General features: G+C 69.5%; 20 protein-coding genes. 11 read left to right on the top strand and 9 right to left on the bottom strand.

Annotation, left to right across the window (positions count from 1 at the left end):
• Window positions 1-198 precede the first annotated feature (198 nt).
• Both ACZ418_RS32085 and ACZ418_RS32090 read left to right on the top strand, forming a co-directional pair.
• Window positions 199-1,101, top strand: a complete 903-nt coding sequence (locus ACZ418_RS32085) for a polysaccharide deacetylase family protein (protein ID WP_468370017.1) — start codon at window positions 199-201, stop codon at window positions 1,099-1,101.
• 138 nt (window positions 1,102-1,239) lie between these two features.
• On the top strand, window positions 1,240-2,691 hold the full coding sequence (locus ACZ418_RS32090) for a purine-cytosine permease family protein (RefSeq protein ID WP_468370020.1): 1,452 nt from the start codon (window positions 1,240-1,242) through the stop codon (window positions 2,689-2,691).
• 13 nt (window positions 2,692-2,704) lie between these two features.
• On the opposite strand, the gene ACZ418_RS32095 is transcribed toward ACZ418_RS32090, so the two are convergent.
• Window positions 2,705-3,232 carry a LysR substrate-binding domain-containing protein gene (locus ACZ418_RS32095; protein WP_468370023.1) on the bottom strand — a complete coding sequence of 176 codons (528 nt, stop codon included), beginning with the start codon at window positions 3,230-3,232 and terminating at the stop codon, window positions 2,705-2,707.
• Between ACZ418_RS32095 and ACZ418_RS32100 the strand changes: the two genes are divergently transcribed.
• A complete protein-coding gene (locus ACZ418_RS32100; protein WP_468370026.1) occupies window positions 3,219-3,956 on the top strand; it encodes a hypothetical protein in 738 nt (245 codons plus the stop codon). The two genes, ACZ418_RS32095 and ACZ418_RS32100, sit on opposite strands and share 14 nt — an antisense overlap.
• Window positions 3,957-3,975: 19 nt before the next feature.
• Here the strand turns inward: ACZ418_RS32100 and ACZ418_RS32105 are convergent, their stop codons facing one another.
• Complete coding sequence (locus ACZ418_RS32105; RefSeq protein ID WP_468370029.1) at window positions 3,976-4,854, bottom strand: hypothetical protein; 879 nt, start codon at window positions 4,852-4,854, stop codon at window positions 3,976-3,978.
• A gap of 249 nt (window positions 4,855-5,103) precedes the next feature.
• Between ACZ418_RS32105 and ACZ418_RS32110 the strand changes: the two genes are divergently transcribed.
• From ACZ418_RS32110 to ACZ418_RS32120, 3 genes are read left to right on the top strand one after another with little or no spacing between them, the layout of a single operon-like run.
• Complete coding sequence (locus ACZ418_RS32110; RefSeq protein WP_468370032.1) at window positions 5,104-6,042, top strand: NAD-dependent epimerase/dehydratase family protein; 939 nt, start codon at window positions 5,104-5,106, stop codon at window positions 6,040-6,042.
• The gene (locus tag ACZ418_RS32115; protein WP_468370035.1) at window positions 6,039-7,043 is read left to right on the top strand and encodes an RNA polymerase sigma-70 factor; all 1,005 of its coding nucleotides are present in this window, start codon (window positions 6,039-6,041) and stop codon (window positions 7,041-7,043) included. The genes ACZ418_RS32110 and ACZ418_RS32115 overlap by 4 nt, the downstream gene beginning before the upstream one ends.
• Entirely contained in the window at window positions 7,040-7,621 is a 582-nt protein-coding gene (locus ACZ418_RS32120; RefSeq protein ID WP_468370038.1) for an NADPH-dependent FMN reductase, read from the top strand. Before ACZ418_RS32115 ends, ACZ418_RS32120 begins: the two co-directional genes overlap by 4 nt.
• A 74-nt stretch (window positions 7,622-7,695) precedes the next feature.
• On the opposite strand, the gene ACZ418_RS32125 is transcribed toward ACZ418_RS32120, so the two are convergent.
• Both ACZ418_RS32125 and ACZ418_RS32130 read right to left on the bottom strand, forming a co-directional pair.
• A complete protein-coding gene (locus ACZ418_RS32125) occupies window positions 7,696-8,001 on the bottom strand; it encodes a GatB/YqeY domain-containing protein (protein WP_468370294.1) in 306 nt (101 codons plus the stop codon).
• A gap of 109 nt (window positions 8,002-8,110) precedes the next feature.
• Window positions 8,111-8,497: a barstar family protein gene (locus tag ACZ418_RS32130; RefSeq protein ID WP_468370041.1), complete on the bottom strand. Its 387-nt coding sequence runs from the start codon at window positions 8,495-8,497 to the stop codon at window positions 8,111-8,113.
• Between the two features lie 123 nt (window positions 8,498-8,620).
• Here ACZ418_RS32130 and ACZ418_RS32135 point away from each other — a divergent pair, with 123 nt between their 5' ends.
• Window positions 8,621-9,082, top strand: coding sequence for an ester cyclase (locus ACZ418_RS32135; RefSeq protein WP_468370044.1), 462 nt, complete (start codon window positions 8,621-8,623; stop codon window positions 9,080-9,082).
• A 36-nt stretch (window positions 9,083-9,118) separates the two neighbouring features.
• Here the strand turns inward: ACZ418_RS32135 and ACZ418_RS32140 are convergent, their stop codons facing one another.
• Window positions 9,119-9,511, bottom strand: a complete 393-nt coding sequence (locus ACZ418_RS32140; protein ID WP_468370047.1) for a RidA family protein — start codon at window positions 9,509-9,511, stop codon at window positions 9,119-9,121.
• 193 nt (window positions 9,512-9,704) lie between these two features.
• Between ACZ418_RS32140 and ACZ418_RS32145 the strand changes: the two genes are divergently transcribed.
• Window positions 9,705-10,100, top strand: a complete 396-nt coding sequence (locus ACZ418_RS32145; RefSeq protein ID WP_468370050.1) for a HEAT repeat domain-containing protein — start codon at window positions 9,705-9,707, stop codon at window positions 10,098-10,100.
• 14 nt (window positions 10,101-10,114) lie between these two features.
• Here the strand turns inward: ACZ418_RS32145 and ACZ418_RS32150 are convergent, their stop codons facing one another.
• The gene (locus tag ACZ418_RS32150) at window positions 10,115-10,735 is read right to left on the bottom strand and encodes a TOPRIM nucleotidyl transferase/hydrolase domain-containing protein (RefSeq protein ID WP_468370053.1); all 621 of its coding nucleotides are present in this window, start codon (window positions 10,733-10,735) and stop codon (window positions 10,115-10,117) included.
• Between the two features lie 189 nt (window positions 10,736-10,924).
• Here ACZ418_RS32150 and ACZ418_RS32155 point away from each other — a divergent pair, with 189 nt between their 5' ends.
• A complete protein-coding gene (locus ACZ418_RS32155) occupies window positions 10,925-11,770 on the top strand; it encodes an SDR family oxidoreductase (protein WP_468370056.1) in 846 nt (281 codons plus the stop codon).
• A 48-nt stretch (window positions 11,771-11,818) separates the two neighbouring features.
• Here the strand turns inward: ACZ418_RS32155 and ACZ418_RS32160 are convergent, their stop codons facing one another.
• Window positions 11,819-12,169, bottom strand: a complete 351-nt coding sequence (locus tag ACZ418_RS32160; RefSeq protein ID WP_468370059.1) for a DUF1330 domain-containing protein — start codon at window positions 12,167-12,169, stop codon at window positions 11,819-11,821.
• A gap of 214 nt (window positions 12,170-12,383) precedes the next feature.
• Between ACZ418_RS32160 and htpG the strand changes: the two genes are divergently transcribed.
• Window positions 12,384-14,282, top strand: a complete 1,899-nt coding sequence (htpG, locus tag ACZ418_RS32165; protein WP_468370062.1) for a molecular chaperone HtpG — start codon at window positions 12,384-12,386, stop codon at window positions 14,280-14,282.
• A gap of 329 nt (window positions 14,283-14,611) precedes the next feature.
• On the top strand, window positions 14,612-15,244 hold the full coding sequence (locus tag ACZ418_RS32170; RefSeq protein ID WP_468370065.1) for a helix-turn-helix transcriptional regulator: 633 nt from the start codon (window positions 14,612-14,614) through the stop codon (window positions 15,242-15,244).
• Window positions 15,245-15,331: 87 nt separating this feature from the next.
• On the opposite strand, the gene ACZ418_RS32175 is transcribed toward ACZ418_RS32170, so the two are convergent.
• A complete protein-coding gene (locus ACZ418_RS32175; RefSeq protein WP_468370068.1) occupies window positions 15,332-16,129 on the bottom strand; it encodes a PIG-L deacetylase family protein in 798 nt (265 codons plus the stop codon).
• Window positions 16,130-16,143: 14 nt separating this feature from the next.
• Window positions 16,144-16,959 carry a class I SAM-dependent methyltransferase gene (locus ACZ418_RS32180; protein ID WP_468370071.1) on the bottom strand — a complete coding sequence of 272 codons (816 nt, stop codon included), beginning with the start codon at window positions 16,957-16,959 and terminating at the stop codon, window positions 16,144-16,146.
• Between the last annotated feature and the right edge of the window lie 19 nt (window positions 16,960-16,978).

A 16,978-nucleotide genomic window follows, 5' to 3' on the forward strand; every position in this document is an offset into this window, starting at 1 on the left:
CAGGGCCGGTTCGGTTCGACCGCCCGGTGCGGCGAGCCCCACACGACCTGGACCAGCTTCTCCGCCGCCCGCGCGCCCGCCTCCGATTCTGGATGATCTCTTACCCCCGTCTTCACGGCCGCGGGTAGTCCACTGAATACCGTTGCCGTCTTGGGTGGCTGTCGGGGTGACGGCCTGCGATCAGGTGTGGGGGAACGGATGACGGCTGGTCGCCGTGCGGTGCTGGCTGCCATGGCGGGAGGACTGCTCGCCGGCTGCGCGAGCCCGAAGAACGGTGGCGGCGCCCCCGCAGCGGCCTCCTCCGGTTCGCCGGCGACAGGCACGGGCGCGGCAACCGAGCCGACCCCCACTGCCCTCCCCTCGGCCACGGTCTCCGCCGCGCCGCCACTTGTCACCCGCGCGGAGATCGTGGCCCGCTACCGGCGCAGCGTGCCGCACACCTGGGGCTTCGACGCCCCCGGTGTGGTGCACTCCCTGCCGCACACGGCCCGCGACATCGCGCTGACCTTCGACGCATGCGGCGGCCCGGGCGGCAGCGGCTACGACCGGGCGCTCATCGGCTTTCTCCGCGCACGGCACATCCCGGCGACGCTGTTCATCAACTCCCGCTGGATCGACGCCAACCCGGCACAGTTCCACCGGCTGGCCGGCGACCCGCTGTTCGAGATCGCCAACCACGGCACCCGGCACCGCCCGCTGTCCGTCACCGGTCGCTCCGCGTACGGCATTCCCGGTACGCGTGGCGCGGGCGAGGTGTACGACGAGATCGCCGGCAACCGGGCCAAGCTGACCCGCCTGCTGGGCGCCCCGCCGCGCTTCTTCCGCTCCGGCACCGCGTACTGCGACGATGTCGCGGCCCGCATCGTCACGGACCTCGGGGAGCGCTTCGTCAGCTTCTCCGTCAACGGTGACGGCGGCGCCACCTTCACCGCCGAGCAGGTCCACGTCACCGTCGCCTCGGCTGAGGCCGGTTCCATCGTCCTGTGCCACATGAACCACCCCGAGGGCGGCACCGCACGGGGCATCGCAAGCGCCGTCCCGCACCTGCTGGCCACCGGCCACCGCTTCGTCCGCCTCTCGGACGCCCTGCATCGGAGCTGACGACAGCGCACGGAACGCAGGGCCATGTGCGTCTCGCTGGCGCTCCCGGTTCCCGACTGCCCGTGTCTCACCACTCGTCACCGTGTCCACGGCGGATCACAATGTGTCCCACAGGCAGACCGGCCGCCGGGAGGCGTTATGAGCACATCAGTCGAGTCGAGAGTGTCCGGCCTTGAGGTTCGGTCCATCGACTACGTCCCCCTGGACGAGCGGCACGGCAAGCTTTGGCATCTGGGCCCGCTGTGGTTCATGTCCAACGCCCAGATCGCCACCCTGGCCGTGGGACTCATCAGCATCACCGAGGGCGGCAACCTGATCTGGTCCCTGCTGGCCATCGTCGCCGGCACCGTCATCGGCACCTTCTTCATGGCCTTCCACTCGGCACAGGGCCCCCAGCTGGGCCTGCCGCAGATGATCCAGTCGCGCCCCCAGTTCGGTTACGTCGGCGCCCTCCTGGTGTGGCTCTTCGCCTATGTGCAGTACGCGGGCTTCAACGTCTTCAACAGCATCCTCGCCGCCGACTCCCTGCACACCACCGTGCACGGCAGCGTCAAGCTGTGGGTGGTCGTGGTCACCGTGGTCGCGCTGGTCATCGCGCTGGTGGGCTACGACATCATCCACAAGGCCGAGCGGATCCTGACGTACACCTTCCTGGTCGTCTTCGGGATCTTCACCGTCGGTGTGCTCGTCACCCTGCACTATCCGGCGGGCTCCTTCGATCTGGGCGCCTTCAAGTGGACCCCGTTCCTCGCCCAGTTCGGCGTGGTCGCCGGCTACCAGATCAGCTGGGCCATCTACGTCTCCGACTACTCGCGCTATCTCCCGCCGGACGTGACGGTCCGCAAGACCTTCTACTGGACCTACTTCGGCTCCGCGCTCGGCGGCGTCTGGCTGATGGTCCTCGGCACGCTGCTCGCCGCCTGGGCCGGCAAGGACTTCGAGACGATCAAGTCCATCAACGCGGCCGGCGACAAGGTGTTCGACGGCTTCGGCGCGATCGTGCTGCTCTTCGCCGCCCTGGGCCTGGTGTCCGTCACCGCGCTGAACATGTACGGCGGTTCGCTGACCCTCATCAGCGGCATCGACTCGTTCAAGCGGGTGCGGCCGACCCTGGGCGTACGCCTGCTGACCATCGGACTGACCGCGGCGCTCTCCCTGGTCGGTGCACTGGCCGCGACCTCCAACTTCCTTGAGAACTTCAACAACTTCCTGCTGCTGGTGCTCTACCTGTTCATCCCGTGGACCGCGGTGAACCTCATGGACTACTACGTCGTGCGCCGCGGGCACTACGCCATCGCGGAGATCTTCAACCCGCGTGGGATCTACGGCCGTTGGGGCTGGCACGGCATCATCTCCTACCTGGTCGGCTTCGCCGTCATGATCCCGTTCTTCTCCGTCGGTACCCTGTACGTGGGTCCCGCTGCCAAGGCGCTGGGCGGAGCCGACATCTCGCTGTTCATCGGCCTTCCGGTCGCCGCGCTGCTGTACTGGTGGCTGACCCGCTCGATCGACGTGGCCGCCGAGACACGCGTTGCCGAGGCCGAGGCGCAGGCGCTGGAGCAGGCGGCCCACGAGCACCGCGAGCCCTGAACGGCGCCGGGGCCTACGACCGGGGGGAGCGCTGGGCGGCCGCGCACCCGAGGGCGTCGCGGCAGGCGGTGATCGCGGGGTGCCGGCTGCTTCCGCGCCGCACGACGGTGAGGATGCGGCGGCCGCGCCATCCGCGGGGGAGCCGCCGCAGAGGCACGGTCGGCGGCCGGCCGTCCCAGACGAGGGCCGGAAGGAAGGCGGCGGCATGTCCCTGCTCGACGAGGCGGAGGTGGAGCAGGAGGTCGGTGGTCTCGAACCGTACGTCGGGTTCGAAGCCGGCGGTGCGGCACAGGGTCATGGCCCAGTGCCGGGCGGCCGTGCCCTCGGGCTCCATCACCCAGGGATGACTCCCCAGGGGGCCCGCCGCGAACTGGGCCGGCAACCCCCGCTCAGGCCGAGGCGGACCCGCCCGCCCTGCTGCCGGCCGCTCCCTCGGTGGTGCGATGCCGCCGTCCGACAACGCGCACGGGCGCCTCACCGGAGTCCCGGCTCCGGACGCCGCACACCCGGCCGGGACAATCCTCGTCATGAACGACGACATGGCAGACGCCCGGAGCCGACTGGCCAGGATCGAACGGCTGCTGGAGAGCGGCGAACGCGAACTGGTCCCCGCCTGGCGCCGGGCGACCCGTGGCGAGCCGCGTTGGACGGTGACCGTGGTGATCGTGGCGGCCGTCGCCCTGCAGCTGATCGTGCCGCACCGGCTCATCCTCCTGCGCACCGTCTGGGCGCTGCCCGCGCTGGAGTTGGCGCTGCTGGCCGGGCTGATCGCGGGCAATCCCCGGCGCGTGGAACCCCATACCCGCCTGCTGCGGTACCTGAGCCTGGCCCTGACCGGCGTCATCAGCCTGGCCAACGGCTGGTCGGCGGTCCGACTGGTGGGGGACCTGGTGCGCGGCAAAGGCGGGGAGAGCGCGGTTCCGCTGCTGCTGACCGGTGGTGTCATCTGGGTGACCAACGTCATCGTGTTCGCCCTGTGGTACTGGGAGTGGGACCGGGGCGGCCCCATGGCCCGGGTCCGGGGACAGCACCAGTTCCCCGACTTCCTCTTCGTACAGATGCAGAGCCCGGAGCTGGCCCCGCCGGACTGGGAACCGGCGTTCCTGGACTACCTCTACCTCTCCTTCACCAATGCCACCGCCTTCAGCCCCACCGACGTGATGCCGCTCTCCCGCTGGTCGAAGATGCTGATGCTGCTGCAGTCCTCGGTGTCCCTGGTCACCGTGGTCCTCGTGGTCGCCCGCGCGGTCAACATCCTGAAGTGACCGGACGGGCAGGCACACTTCAGCTGGAGCCGCCGAGCCCCAGCAGGAGCACACCCGGCATCGCCACGAGGCCGGCGACGGCCACGGCCACCAGGACCAACAGCAGGGCGGGCAGCAGGACCAGCAGGGTGACCACCGCCTGCGTCCGTGAGTGCGCGCCGTACTCGCTGTCGGGGACGACGGTGACGGACCTGGTCTGCGGGGGCTTCGCGTTCGCCGACGAGGGGCCGGTGAGGTACTCGTACGTCCGGCCGTCCAGGTCCGTGTACTCGTACACCCACGTGTGCAGCATCCGGCCGCTGGTACCGGGGCGGAAGTCGGACGTGACGTAGCGGGCCTCCACTTGCACGCCCCGGGTGAGGCACGCCCAGGCTGCGCGCGCGAGGGAGACCATACGGCGCGCCAGGTCGGCGCAGGCCCACCAGGCGAAGAACCCGCCGCAGCTCGCTATGGCGGCCAGGAACCGCCCGGTCGCGGCGATGACCAGGAAGTTCAGTGCGAAGGCGACCGCCAGCACACGCAGGCTCAGCTTGCCGAGGGTGTGCCCGGACGGCGGAGCCGGTGTGCGCCGCTCGGTCATGACGGGCGGGACAGCCCCGGTCGCCGGCAGGGCGGCGCAGTGCGCGAGCAGGGCACGGACGAAGGTCCGCGCGGGGCGGGCGCCGCACACCAGCTCGTATCCGGCCGGGCGGTCGTGGCCCCGGTCGGCGACCTCGATGCGCAGCCGCGTCCGTCGGCCGCCGACCGCCTGCGCGGTGGCATCCACGACGGCCGGGTAGGGAATGCGGGTCACCGTGGTGTGTTCCTCCCACATGACACCCTCCGCCGTCAGCCGCGCCACGGCATCCGGCGACCGCACGATCAGCGTCGGCGGCCCACTGTGCTCCGCGCCGGCCATCCCAGGCTTCCTCCGTCTCGTGGCACCTGTGTGGTGCGAGGGAACTGATGTTGGCCTGCCCGTGCAGGACCGTCCATGCCTTGACCGGGCAGGTTCGCAGGGGAGTTCATGCCGGAGACCGGAAAGCGGCCCGCCCTTCGGCGAACGCCGGTTGCCGGCCTTCGGCTTCCCGGATCCGCTCACCCGTGTCACAGACGGCCGGGCTGTCTCGTCCCAGATCCCGGAGAACGACTTGGGATCAGGAAGGTGATGGTCATGCGGGTGTTCGTGGCGGGCGGAACCGGTGTGCTAGGGCGGCGGCTGGTACCGCAGCTCGTGGCCCGGGGCCACCAGGTGACGGCCACGACGACGAGCGCGGCCAAGCTCGGACAGGCCGAGAGACTGGGCGCGAAAGCCGTCGTCATGGACGGACTGGACGCGATGTCCGTCGGGGAGGCGGTGGCGGCCGCCCGGCCGGACGTGATCGTGCACCAGATGACCGGGATCAGCCTCGCGCACGCCGGCAAACCGGATCTGAGGCACTTCGACCGGTGGGCCGCGCCCACCATCAGGCTGCGCACCGAGGGAACCGACCACCTGCTGGCGGCGGCCGAGGCGACCGGCGTACCGCACTTCGTGGCGCAGGGCTATGCCAACTGGAACGGAATCCGCGAGGGCGGATGGGTGAAGAGCGAGGAGGAACCGCTGGACCTGCACGAGGGGACGCCCGCGTACGCGGCGATGGCCGCCCTGCGTCACGTCGAGGACGCGGTCGGCAGAGCCGGCGGCGCGGTCCTGCGCTACGGCGGGTTCTACGGGCCGGGTGCCACCGACGACCAGCTGGAACTCGTCCGGAAGCGGCAGTTCCCCCTGGTCGGGGACGGCACCGGGTACGCCTCGTGGGTGCATCTCGACGACGCGGCGAGCGCCACCGTGCTCGCCGTGGAGCAGCAGGCGAGGGGCGCCTTCAACATCGTCGACGACGAACCCGCCCCGGAGAGCGAATGGCTGCCGTATCTGGCTGAGTGTGCGGGCGCCAAGCCTCCGATGCGGGTGCCGAAGTGGCTCGCCCGGCTGCTGGCGGGGGAGGTCGTGGTGACGATGATGACCGAGGGCCGTGGCTTCTCCAACGCCAAGGCCAAGCGCGAGCTCGGCTGGCAACTGCGCTACCCCTCGTGGCGCCAGGGCTTCAAGGAGGGGCTGGCGTGAGCCGGATCGAGGAATTCGAGGAGCTGCGGCCACTGCTGTTCTCGATCGCCTACCGCATCCTGGGCAGTGTGGCCGAGGCCGAGGACGCGGTCCAGGAGACCTGGCTGCGCTACCACCGCTCCTCGACCCGGCCGACGTCGACCAGGGCGTTTCTCTCGGCCACGGTCACCCGCCTCTCGATCGACGTGCTGCGCTCGGCCCGCGTGCGGCGCGAAGAGTACGTCGGACCGTGGTTCCCCGAGCCGCTGCTCACCGACCCCTACCAGGACCCCGAGCACGCGGCCGAACTGGCCGACTCGCTCTCCATGGCGTCCCTGCTCCTGCTGGAACGGCTCAGCCCGCTCGAACGGGCCGTCTTCGTCCTGCGGGAGGTGTTCGCCTTCGGCTTTCCCGACATCGCCGCCGCCGTGGGACGCTCCGAGGCGGCCTGCCGCCAGCTCGCCGTACGCGCGCGCCGCCACATGGACGCCGGCCGGCCCCGCTTCGAGGCCGACCGCAAGGAACGCGAGGAACTCGCGGAACGGTTCTTCGACGCCTTGAAGGACGGTGACGTCGACGGGCTGCGGCAACTCCTCGCCGCCGACGTGCAGATGGCCGCGGACAGCGGTGGCAAGGCCCCGCGGTGGGCCGAGGCGATCCACGGCGTCGACCAGATGTGCCGGATGCTCGACCAGCTCCTCCTGCCGTTCCTCCGCATCGGCGGCGCCATGGAGCCACGCCAGGTCAACGGCCAGCCGGGCGCGGTCTTCCGCGACCGCGACGGCAAGGTCGTCAACACCTGGACCCTCGACATCCTCGACGGGCGGATCCAGGCGATCCGCACGGTCAGCAACCCCGACAAGCTCGGCCACATGGGCCCCGTCGCGGACGCCTGGGCCCTGCTGCGCGAAGCACAGCAGGCCCGCCGGGACATGGCCGGCCCGGAACCGAAAGACCCGGCCACCACACGACAGTTCGTACCGGAACGCGTACGGGAAGCAGAACAGGAGAATCGGACGTGATCAGGATCGGCATCATCATCGGCAGCACCCGCCCCGGCCGGAAGGGCGACCGGGTGGCCGAGTGGGTACGGGACCTCGCGGCCGAACACGCGGGCGACGCGGCGGACTTCGAGCTCGTGGACCTGAAGGACCACGCGCTTCCGCTGCTCGACGAAGCGGTCCCGGCGCTCGTGGCGCCGGGCGAACGACCGCACACCAGGCGCTGGGCCGAGCGGATCGGCTCGTACGACGCCTTCATCGTCGTCACCCCCGAATACAACACCGCCCCTCCGGCCAGCCTGACCAACGCCATCGACTACCTCTACGCGGAGTGGGGCGGCAAGCCGGTCGGCTACGTGGGCTACGGCGTCTTCGGCGCGGTCATGGCGGTGCAGAAGCTGCGCGCCCAGGCGGGCGTGCTGCGCATGGCGGACATCGGACCGCAGGTGGCGCTGTCGCTGCGCGAGGACTTCGTGAACTTCACCGACTTCCGTCCGCAGGAGCTGCACGTGCCCGAGGTGCACGCCTTGGTCGACGAGCTGCTGACCTGGGCGCAGGCACTCGCCCCGCTCCGGGCGGCGCCTGCGGCGACGGCCTGAACCGGGGGCCCCGACTGCCTTGACTCGGTGGTCCCGGAACCGGGACCACCGAGTGCCTGTTCCACGGTGCCGGATCAGTCGAGGAGCCGGAGCAGAACGGCGGCCTCCGCGCGGAGCTGCGCTGCCCGGTCGGCCTGCCCCGGCGCCGTGAACTGCGTGGCGAGCGCGAGCCGTTCGTCGGCTTCGGCTCGCACGATGTCGGTGATGTGCTGTTCGGTCAGTTCACGCCGCGCAGCCTCGGTGGCGCCGACACCGACCGGCACCTGCTCGATGGCCAAGCCGCGCAGCTCGGCCGAGCCCACCGGCACCGCCTCGGCGTTGTCCACCGCGGCAAGCGTGGAACGCAGGGCGCTCACCGCGACCTTGTCGCGGGCACGCATCGCTTCTCGCAGGGCTTCACGCATTTGAAGGCGCAGAGACATGCGGCCGACCCTATGATCCGCAGGCGGGACCCTCAACGGAATATCCGCCCGAGGGTTCCCGAAGCCGTCACCGAAGGCGCAGGGCGCCCGGTGCCCGCTCTTCGAAGATCTCGGTCAGCCAGTCGAAGACGGTCGCTCCGTGCCCACGACGGGCCTCGGCCAGTTCGGCACTCACCTGCGCCCGGTTGGTGGGATGGCAGCGCGACAGCCTGATCTCCAGCTGCCGGGCCGTCTCAGGATGGCCGAGATGCTCGCGGGACACCTGATGGTCTCGCCATTCCACCACGAAGTCATCGTCGTCCGGAGTGCCGAAGCCACCACTGAGGCAGTCGGCGAAGGCATCGAGGTTGCCGCCGAAGTAGCCGCCTGGACCGTTCACGGCTTCGCCGATGACTCGCCAGAAGTCTTCCAGGGTCCTGATCTGCGTACCGTCCAGCACGTAAGTGACCGTCACGGCCCAGAGATTACGCGCCACGTCACACACTGTGCTCGGTCGTGTCACATCCCGGCCGGCTGGTTCGTCGTATGCATGCAGTCAGTTGCGGCGGAGGAATCCCGATGTGGATGCCTGCCCCGCATGTCCGTACCGGCCTTGAGGGGAAGTCGTATGTCAACCGATGAGGAAACCCGTAACAAAGCGACGGCCACGCGTCTTCATGACGCTCTGGGCAGCAGGGATCTGGAGATCCTCTTGAAGATGATCGACGAACTCGTGGCGCCGGACGTGCTGTTCCACGCACCGGTACCGATGGGCATGACGGGGGTGCAGGCGCTCAAGCAGGTGTGGACCGTTCTCTTTCGCGCATTTCCCGACATTCACGTCACGGTCGAGGACGTGATCGCCGAGGGAGACAAGGTCGTGGCCAGGAACACGGTGACCGGGACCCACCGGGGCGAGTACCGGGGGATGCCGCCGACCGGCAGGTCCGTCACCTACGGGGAGATCTTCATCTTCCGTTTCGAGGGCGGCCGGATCGCTGAGATCTGGGGCGTGGTCGACGTCTTCTCACAGCTGCGCCAGCTGGGGGTTGTCTCGTGAACGAACCAGCGTTCCACACGTGTTGCGTGACCGGGACTACCGAACCACGGCGGCCACCCCGTCGATCTCGTCACGCACGAGTTGCGTGACGACCGTCGTCCGGGCCGGAAGCTGCGGGCAGTCCGCGAAGAACTCGCGGTACACCTTGTTGAAGGTCCCGAAGTCGGCACTGTCCGCGAGATAGCACGTGCACTTGACGATCAGATCCTTCCTGCTCCCCGCGGCGACGACGACCGCGACGAGGTTGTGCAGAACCTGCCGGACCTGTGCGGAGAAGTCGTCCGGTATCTCGTGCGTGACGGGGTGGAGCGGGCCCTGACCGGACGTGAACACCAAGTCGCCGGCCTTGATGGCCTGGGACAGGGGCGGCTCGGTGCCATCGGGGAAGCGGACGAAGGGGGCGTTGTCGGTGCGGATGCCTTCGATCATGCGGGCATTGTGCTGCGCATGGCCGTCCTGACGGGAGCGGAAATCCCTTTGCCCGGATTCGCCGTGCAAGCCGACACTGAGACCATGCTCGGATTCGTCAGGACCGACAGCGCAGCCCTCGTCTCATGCCTGGGCGACCCGCAACGCACCACGGCGGCATACCGCGAGCTGCTGCGACGCGGGGAGCACGCGGATGGGCGAACTCGTCGCCATGGCCGATGACCCCGACGCCCGCGTCAGGATCGCCGCGTTCCATGCCCTCGCCTGCGACCGGTGCAAGGGCGACACCTGTGCGCCAGGTCCGGACCGGGTCCTCGCACCCGCGCTGCACCACCTGGCCGCGGACCCCGACCCGCACGTCAGGACCATGGCTGCCGAGCTCGTCGCCAGGTTCGCCCGCTCCGACGCACGCGCCGCTGCCGCCTTGTGGGAATCCCAGGCCGACGACCCGAGCCCCGCGGTACGGAAGAAGGCGGGCTGGTACGCACCCGGCGGGCCCGTCCACGAACGGCGGAGACGCGGTCCAGCGGCATCGCCCTCCACGCCCCAGGGTCCGGCGAAGCCACCAGCGGACTCCGCAGGCGGATGAGCATCGCACCGCGGTCAGATGCTGGTCAGCAGGTCCTCGAGGGGCGCGGGTACGCGGCCGGGGGCGAGGGCCTCGACGAGGACGCGGCCGTAGTGGATCTTGCGCCCCTTCTTCGTGCCGAGGAAGCGCCGCAACTGCTGGTGCGAGGTGCGGCCCCGCTGCGCGGGCTGGCGCAGGAAGGTCTGCAGGGCGCGCAGATCGCCCTCCGCCCGCACGAGCTCCTCCACCCGTGTCACGCCCAGCGCGCGGATGAGCTCGTCCTCCAGATCCGCCGCGCAGACGAAGAACCCGTGCTGTGCCGAGCCGGCCCCCGTCAAGGCGCGGGCGTAGTAGCCACGTTCCGCCTCGTCGCACAGTCCGGTGAGGCGCAGGCCCAGGCCAGGTGGTGGACCGAGGAGGCGGGCGAAGCGCCCGACACTCATCGCACCGCCGATGGACAGAACGCAGACGCCGTCGTCCGCCAGGTCGCGGTCGCGGCGCGAGGCCAGCGCTTCGACCGCCGCCACGTCGCTCAGCCCTTCGAGCAGAACAGCGGCCCGGACCGGCAGCCGCGCGGCCAGCTCGCGCGCGGGGTCGCCGGGGCCACCTGCCGCCCAAGCGGTGACCGCCTCCCGGAACGACCTCATGTCAGCCATGAGACGAGTCTGCGCCCTTGCCGGCCACCGCGGTAGGGAATTTTCCCCGCCGCCGACCTGGCTCCGCACCGTCGACCCGCGGCCTGCGAGATCGCCGCATACCATCCGGGAGGGGATCCATGGCCGTCCTCCTCAGCGGCGGACGCCGCGGCCTGGCACGCTCTCTGCAACCGACCCGAGGACATGACGATGATTCTGGTCACCGGCGCGAGTGGAAACGTCGGCAGGGCCCTCCTCGCTCAACTTGCCGCCGACGGCGTGCCCGCGCGGGCGGCTTACCGTGATCCGCGGATGACCGCCCAGGTGACCGAGTCCGGCGGTCACTCCGTGACGCTCGATCTCGCGGTCCCGGACACGCTCGTGCCTGCACTCGATGGCATCGACACCGTGTTTCTCGTCGGTGCCACGAGCCCCGCCCAGACGACGCACGAACTCAACATGGTGGAAGCCGCCCGTGCGGTCGGCGCCCGAGTGGTCAAGCTGTCGGTCTGGCGGGCCGACGAGGGACTGTCGCCGATTGCCCGGCTGCATCGGCCGGTTGAACAGGCACTGGTCACCTCGGGGTTGCCCTGGACGATCCTGCGCCCCAACTTCTATCTGCAGAACTTTCTGCGCCAGCCGGCGATCCGCACGGCAGGCGAGTTCAGCCTGCCCCTGATCAAGGCACCCATCAGCTTCGTCGACGTCGGCGACATCGCCCGTGTCGCCGCGCGCGTCCTCACCACGGAGGGCCACGACGGTCGCGTGTATGACCTCACCGGGCCCGAGGCGCTGACCTACACCGACGTGGCAGAGGAGTTCTCCCACGTCCTCGGAAGGCCGGTGCGTTATGTGGGTCTGCCCGACGACGAAGCGCGCGCGGCGATGCTGCGTCGGGGGATGCCGGAGTTCCACGCCGACGCTCTGATCGGAGTCGCCCGCGCTTACCGCAACGGCGGTGCGGAGACCGTCACTTCGACCGTGCCCGATCTCACCGGCCGTGCAGCCGTAGGCTTCGCCGCATTCGTGCGCCGGAACCGCGATGTCTTCGGCTGACTCCCGGAGCGGAGCAAGACGGCGGGCGACCTCGAGGACTTCACGGCCTCAGTCGCGGGTGGAGAGCGCCTCCAGCATGGCCCGCGCCGTGTCGGACGCGTCGTAGTCCTCGCTCACACCCGGAACCAGGATGATGTCGCCCTCGATGTGCCGGGAGCGCAGGGGCGCGATGGCCTGGTACTCCTCCGAGTCCCACCAGGCGCGTGCCTGGGAGATCGACGGAAAGCCGATCACGACGACGTGCCCGGGCCATGCGCCCTCCTTTACCTCGTGCGGACTTCCGTGTACGAGGAACCGGCCGCCGTACGGTTCGAAGGTGGCGGTGACGCGGGCGATGTACTCGGCGATCTCCGGGTGCGGAGCGGCTTCCCGCAGGTGAGCGATCGCGTAGGCGGTCATGGTGTCCCTCCGGTTGGTCGGCTGCGGTGCTGTTCACGATCCTGCCGCCGGTGCCCGCCGCGGTCGATGACCTGCCAGGTAATGGGAGCTGACCCGGGCTGGCCACGGGGTCTGGATCCAGCCACCGCCCGCGTCTTTGGCCACCGCCCTGACATGGTGTTTTACAGTAGCTGGCAGCAGTTCCGGCGATATCACCTGGGAGGAATGCGCGAACATGCCGACTGAAACGCTCGAGTTTCAGGTAGAGGCCCGTCAGCTGCTGCAGCTGATGATCCACTCGGTCTACTCCAACAAGGATGTCTTCCTGCGTGAGCTCGTCTCCAACGCTTCCGACGCGCTGGACAAGCTGCGTCTGGAGAAGTTGCGGGACGACTCGCTGGACGCCGACGTGTCCGATCTGCACATCGAGATCGACATCGACAACGACGCCCGCACCCTCACCGTGCGGGACAACGGCATCGGAATGTCGTACGACGAGGTCGGGCAGCTCATCGGCACCATCGCCAACTCCGGCACCGCACAGTTCCTCCAGGAGTTGCGGGAGGCCAAGGACGCGGCCGGGGCGGAGGGGCTGATCGGCCAGTTCGGCGTCGGGTTCTACTCCGGCTTCATGGTGGCGGACGAGGTCACCCTGGTCACCCGGCGCGCCGGCGAGAGCCAGGGCACCCGCTGGACCTCGCGCGGTGAGGACACGTACACGCTGGAGCCGGTCGACGACGCCCCGCAGGGCACCTCGGTCACCCTCCACCTCAAGCCCGCCGACCCGGAGAACCAGCTCCACGACTACACCTCCTCGTGGAAGATCAGAGAGATCGTCAAGCGCTACTCGGACTTCATCACCTGGCCCATCCGGATGGTCCCGGACCAGGGCGAGGGCGAGGAGTCGCGCGAGCCCGAGACGCTCAACTCGATGAAGGCGCTGTGGGCGCGGTCGCGTGACGAGGTGTCCGACGACGAGTACCACGAGCTGTACAAGCACATCGGGCACGACTGGCGCGACCCGCTGGAGACCATCCGGCTCCAGGCGGAGGGCACCTTCGAGTTCCAGGCCTTGCTGTTCCTCCCCGCGCACGCTCCCCACGACCTGTTCACGCGGGAATTCCGGCGCGGTGTGCAGCTGTACGTCAGGCGCGTCTTCATCATGGACGACTGCGAGGCGCTGCTGCCGCCGTACCTCCGCTTCGTCAAGGGCGTCGTCGACGCGGCCGACCTCTCGCTCAACGTGTCCCGCGAGATCCTCCAGCAGGACCGGCACATCGAGATGATGCGGCGCCGGCTGACGAAGAAGGTCCTGTCCACGGTCAAGGACATGATGGCCAAGGACCCGGAACGGTACGCCACGTTCTGGCGGGAGTTCGGCACCGTCCTGAAGGAGGGTCTGGTCACCGACCCGGAGAACCGTGACGCCATCCTCGCCCTCGCGTCGTTCGCGAGCACACACGACGACACCGAGCCGACCACGCTCAAGAGTTACGTGGAGCGGATGAAGGACGGCCAGGAGGACATCTACTACCTGACCGGCGAGTCCCGGCAGAGCATCGAGAACTCCCCGCACATGGAGGCCTTCCGGGACCGGGGCATCGAGGTGCTGCTGCTCACCAACCCCGTCGACGAGGTGTGGGCCGACACCGTCGGTGAGTACGACGGCAAGAAGCTGCGGTCCGTCGCCAAGGGGCAGATCGATCTCGACGCCAAGGACGGCGAGTCCTCCGACGGCGAGCGGGAGAAGCAGACCGAGGACTACGCCGGCCTGCTCGGCTGGATGAAGGAGCAACTGGACGAGGACATCAAGGAGGTGCGTCTGTCCTCCCGTCTCACCGTCTCCCCGGCCTGTGTCGTCTCCGACGCGAACGACCTGACCCCGGCGCTGGAGAACATGTACCGCGCGATGGGCCAGGAGGTACCCCGCGCCAAGCGGATCCTGGAGCTCAACCCGGACCACCAGCTGGTGAAGGGCCTCAACCAGGCGTACAAGGAGCGCGAGGACCGCACAGGGCTCACCGAGACCGCGGAACTCCTGCACGGTCTTGCGGTACTCGCCGAGGGCGGCCAGCCCAAGGACCCCGCCCGCTTCGTCAAGCTGATGGCGGACCGCCTGGAACGCGCGCTGTAACCCGACACCGCTTGATGCCGGCGGCCTGTCCCAGGGAGCGGGGCAGGCCGTCGGCTTGGCGACGCCTCCGGAACCGTCGGGGCCGGCGAGGCCGGCCGCGCGGGTGGCCAGAGCGGGCAGGGCGAAAGTTGGTCCGGCTTCCCTGGCACCCTCTGTCAGTGGACCGCGGCAGACTTTCGCCATGCCTGCGAGCCGACTCCTGCCGAACACCCCGTCGGCATGCGGCGCCATGGCCGACACCTCCACCCATCCGTTGGACAAACACGGAGCTTCACCTAGACTGAGTATCCAGAGATGGAAAATTGGTCCAATCGCCCTGGAGGCTTCCCGTGGGAGATGCGGAGGCGGACGAGCACCTCATCCGTGAGGCCGAGAAGATCGCCGTAGCGCTGGGGCGCATGTTCCCGGGGCTGTGCGAGGTGGTGCTCCACGATCTGCGGGATCCCGAGCACGCGATCCGGGCGATCGAGAACAACCTCTCCGGCCGTCGGGTCGGGGACTCCGCCACGGAGCTGGGCCTGGCCCGTATCGAGGACCCCGACTACCCCAGTGTCATTCAGAATTACCCCAATCAGTTCCCGGACGGCCGCCCCGCGAAGAGCACGTCCATCGGCATCAAGAACGCCGCGGGGGAGTACATCGCGGCTCTCTGCCTGAACCTGGACGTGTCCGTGCTCTCGCCGGTGACCCTCGCCCTGTCCAACCTGGTGGCCACGGACACCGAGCACCGCGAGCAGCCGCTGGAGAGCCTGCGCGACCGCACCGCCCGCGAGCTGCGCCAGGCGGTGGAGGCACATGCCGCGGAGCGCGCCGCGACGCCCCGCTCGCTGAGCCGGGAGGACAAGAAGGCGCTCGTACGGCAGTTGCAGCGGGACGGCTACTTCGACTCGCGCGACGCCGCACAGACCATCGCCGACCTGCTGGGTGTGTCCCGGGCGACCGTCTACAACTACGCCAAGTAGGGGCAAAGGCCTGCACCTGCTCGGTGTCTCGGCACCGGAACGGATGTGAGGCCGGTTGGCAGACGCTGGACGGCCGGTTGGCAGACGTTACGAGACCGGTTGGAATATGTCGCCGATGACGTCGGACGACGCCGTCGCCGCCTGTGCCGCCACGAACCACTCCCGCCCGAGCAGCCACCCGAAGACAGGGGCCGGAATGCGGACCAGCACCCTGAGCACCGGAGCAAGCCGACCCGTGCCCGACACCTGCGAACGATGAGCCGCGAGAGCCGCCTGCTTCCGCGCCGCGAACCGTCGGACGTCCACGGTGTGGGTGATGGCGGCGCGCTCGGTGTAGGCGGTGCGCACCGCGTCCGCGTCGAACCGGAACGGGATCCTCAGCACACGCACCAGCCGCACCAGACGCGCCATCACATCGCGTGGGATCGTCGCCTCCAGCACACGCGGCACCCCGGCGAGCTCGGCGGTACGCCTGCCGACCTCGTGCACCCTGACGTGGTCGCGGTGGCCGTACCCGCCGCGTGCGTCGTAGCTGAGCAGCAGGTCCACCTCTTCCTCGCGGAGGATGGCGGCCAGCCGCTCGGCCGCCTCCTCCGTGTCAGCCCGCACGAAACGTGTCCGGTCCGGCGGATCCGGATAGAGCACCGCACCGTGGCCGCTGTCCGCATACCCCAGATGCGTCACCCGCTGCACGCCCAGCACGGCAGCACTCGCCCGAAGCTCGTCCAGCCGTGGTGCTCCGCCCTCCGGCACGGCGTCCATCAGCCCGTCCGCGGCGACCACGATCACGACACGATGCCCCTCGGCCGCGGCCCGTGCGAGCGTGCCGCCCGTCAGAAACACCTCGTCGTCCGGGTGCGCGTGAAAAGCGAGGACAGTTGCCATGGGCCAATCCTGTACTACACAGGCGCGTGCACGCTCGCGTCGGCCGTGCCGGACCCGCTGTCTCCCGCGATGAGCAGTCGATAGCCGTAGTCCATGGCGTCCTGGTTCAGCAGATCGGCGTGGCTGCGCTGCCAGGCGCCGGAGGCCAGGTCCGCCCGCAGTCTCGCGATCGCCGGTTCGACCATGGACGGCGGGAGTTGGGCGAACGTCGAACTGGCCTGCCGGATGACGGGGTCCAGGTAGTACTCCGGGCGGCGCCAGTACGCGATCTGGAAGCCGTCGCTGAAGTCATGCGGGATGGCGAAGGGCACCACGGTGTGTGCGTCCACCACGTCGGCCAGGGGCGTGAAGCGGGCCTGTTCGAGCTGCCTGATCTCGGGGAGGTACTCCTCGATCAGCCACAGCTCGGGCAGATGCCGGGGATCCCAGGTGAAGACGACCTGCCGCCGGGATACGCGCCGCAGTTCGCCGAGGCCGCGACGAAGGTCGGGCCAGTGGTGCACGGTCATCACAGCCATGGCGGCTTCGAACGCGCCGTCCTCGAAGGGGAGTTCCTCCGCCCCGGCGAGGATCTTCCGGCGGCCGGGATGCTGATCCAGCATGACCCGTGACGGATCCACCGCGGTGACCTCCGCGTCGGCCGGCTCATAGGACCCGGTACCGGCCCCCACGTTGACGACCGTGCGCGCCCCGGCCAGGGCGTGGTGAAGCAGCGTGGACAGACGGGGGTCGGGCCGGCGGACTTCCCGGTATCCGATGCCGATGCGGTCGTACGTCGCCGTCGCCGGACTTCCCCCAGGCGCAGAACCAGAAGCAGTCATGCGGATCATCTCACCAGGCTGATCACAC

Source organism: Streptomyces sp. NPDC030820, from assembly GCF_055572075.1.

Excerpts from the sequence above, each read along its gene's own strand:
- ACZ418_RS32085 (WP_468370017.1), top strand. The coding sequence starts at position 199 with ATGACGGCTGGTCGCCGTGCGGTGCTGGCTGCCATGGCGGGAGGACTG.
- ACZ418_RS32090 (WP_468370020.1), top strand. The coding sequence starts at position 1,240 with ATGAGCACATCAGTCGAGTCGAGAGTGTCCGGCCTTGAGGTTCGGTCC.
- ACZ418_RS32100 (WP_468370026.1), top strand. The coding sequence starts at position 3,219 with ATGAACGACGACATGGCAGACGCCCGGAGCCGACTGGCCAGGATCGAA.
- ACZ418_RS32095 (WP_468370023.1), bottom strand. The coding sequence starts at position 3,232 with ATGTCGTCGTTCATGACGAGGATTGTCCCGGCCGGGTGTGCGGCGTCC.
- ACZ418_RS32105 (WP_468370029.1), bottom strand. The coding sequence starts at position 4,854 with ATGGCCGGCGCGGAGCACAGTGGGCCGCCGACGCTGATCGTGCGGTCG.
- ACZ418_RS32110 (WP_468370032.1), top strand. The coding sequence starts at position 5,104 with ATGGTCATGCGGGTGTTCGTGGCGGGCGGAACCGGTGTGCTAGGGCGG.
- ACZ418_RS32125 (WP_468370294.1), bottom strand. The coding sequence starts at position 8,001 with ATGCGTGCCCGCGACAAGGTCGCGGTGAGCGCCCTGCGTTCCACGCTT.
- ACZ418_RS32135 (WP_468370044.1), top strand. The coding sequence starts at position 8,621 with ATGTCCGTACCGGCCTTGAGGGGAAGTCGTATGTCAACCGATGAGGAA.
- ACZ418_RS32140 (WP_468370047.1), bottom strand. The coding sequence starts at position 9,511 with ATGATCGAAGGCATCCGCACCGACAACGCCCCCTTCGTCCGCTTCCCC.
- ACZ418_RS32145 (WP_468370050.1), top strand. The coding sequence starts at position 9,705 with ATGGGCGAACTCGTCGCCATGGCCGATGACCCCGACGCCCGCGTCAGG.
- ACZ418_RS32150 (WP_468370053.1), bottom strand. The coding sequence starts at position 10,735 with ATGGCTGACATGAGGTCGTTCCGGGAGGCGGTCACCGCTTGGGCGGCA.
- ACZ418_RS32155 (WP_468370056.1), top strand. The coding sequence starts at position 10,925 with ATGATTCTGGTCACCGGCGCGAGTGGAAACGTCGGCAGGGCCCTCCTC.
- ACZ418_RS32160 (WP_468370059.1), bottom strand. The coding sequence starts at position 12,169 with ATGACCGCCTACGCGATCGCTCACCTGCGGGAAGCCGCTCCGCACCCG.
- htpG (WP_468370062.1), top strand. The coding sequence starts at position 12,384 with ATGCCGACTGAAACGCTCGAGTTTCAGGTAGAGGCCCGTCAGCTGCTG.
- ACZ418_RS32175 (WP_468370068.1), bottom strand. The coding sequence starts at position 16,129 with ATGGCAACTGTCCTCGCTTTTCACGCGCACCCGGACGACGAGGTGTTT.
- ACZ418_RS32180 (WP_468370071.1), bottom strand. The coding sequence starts at position 16,959 with ATGATCCGCATGACTGCTTCTGGTTCTGCGCCTGGGGGAAGTCCGGCG.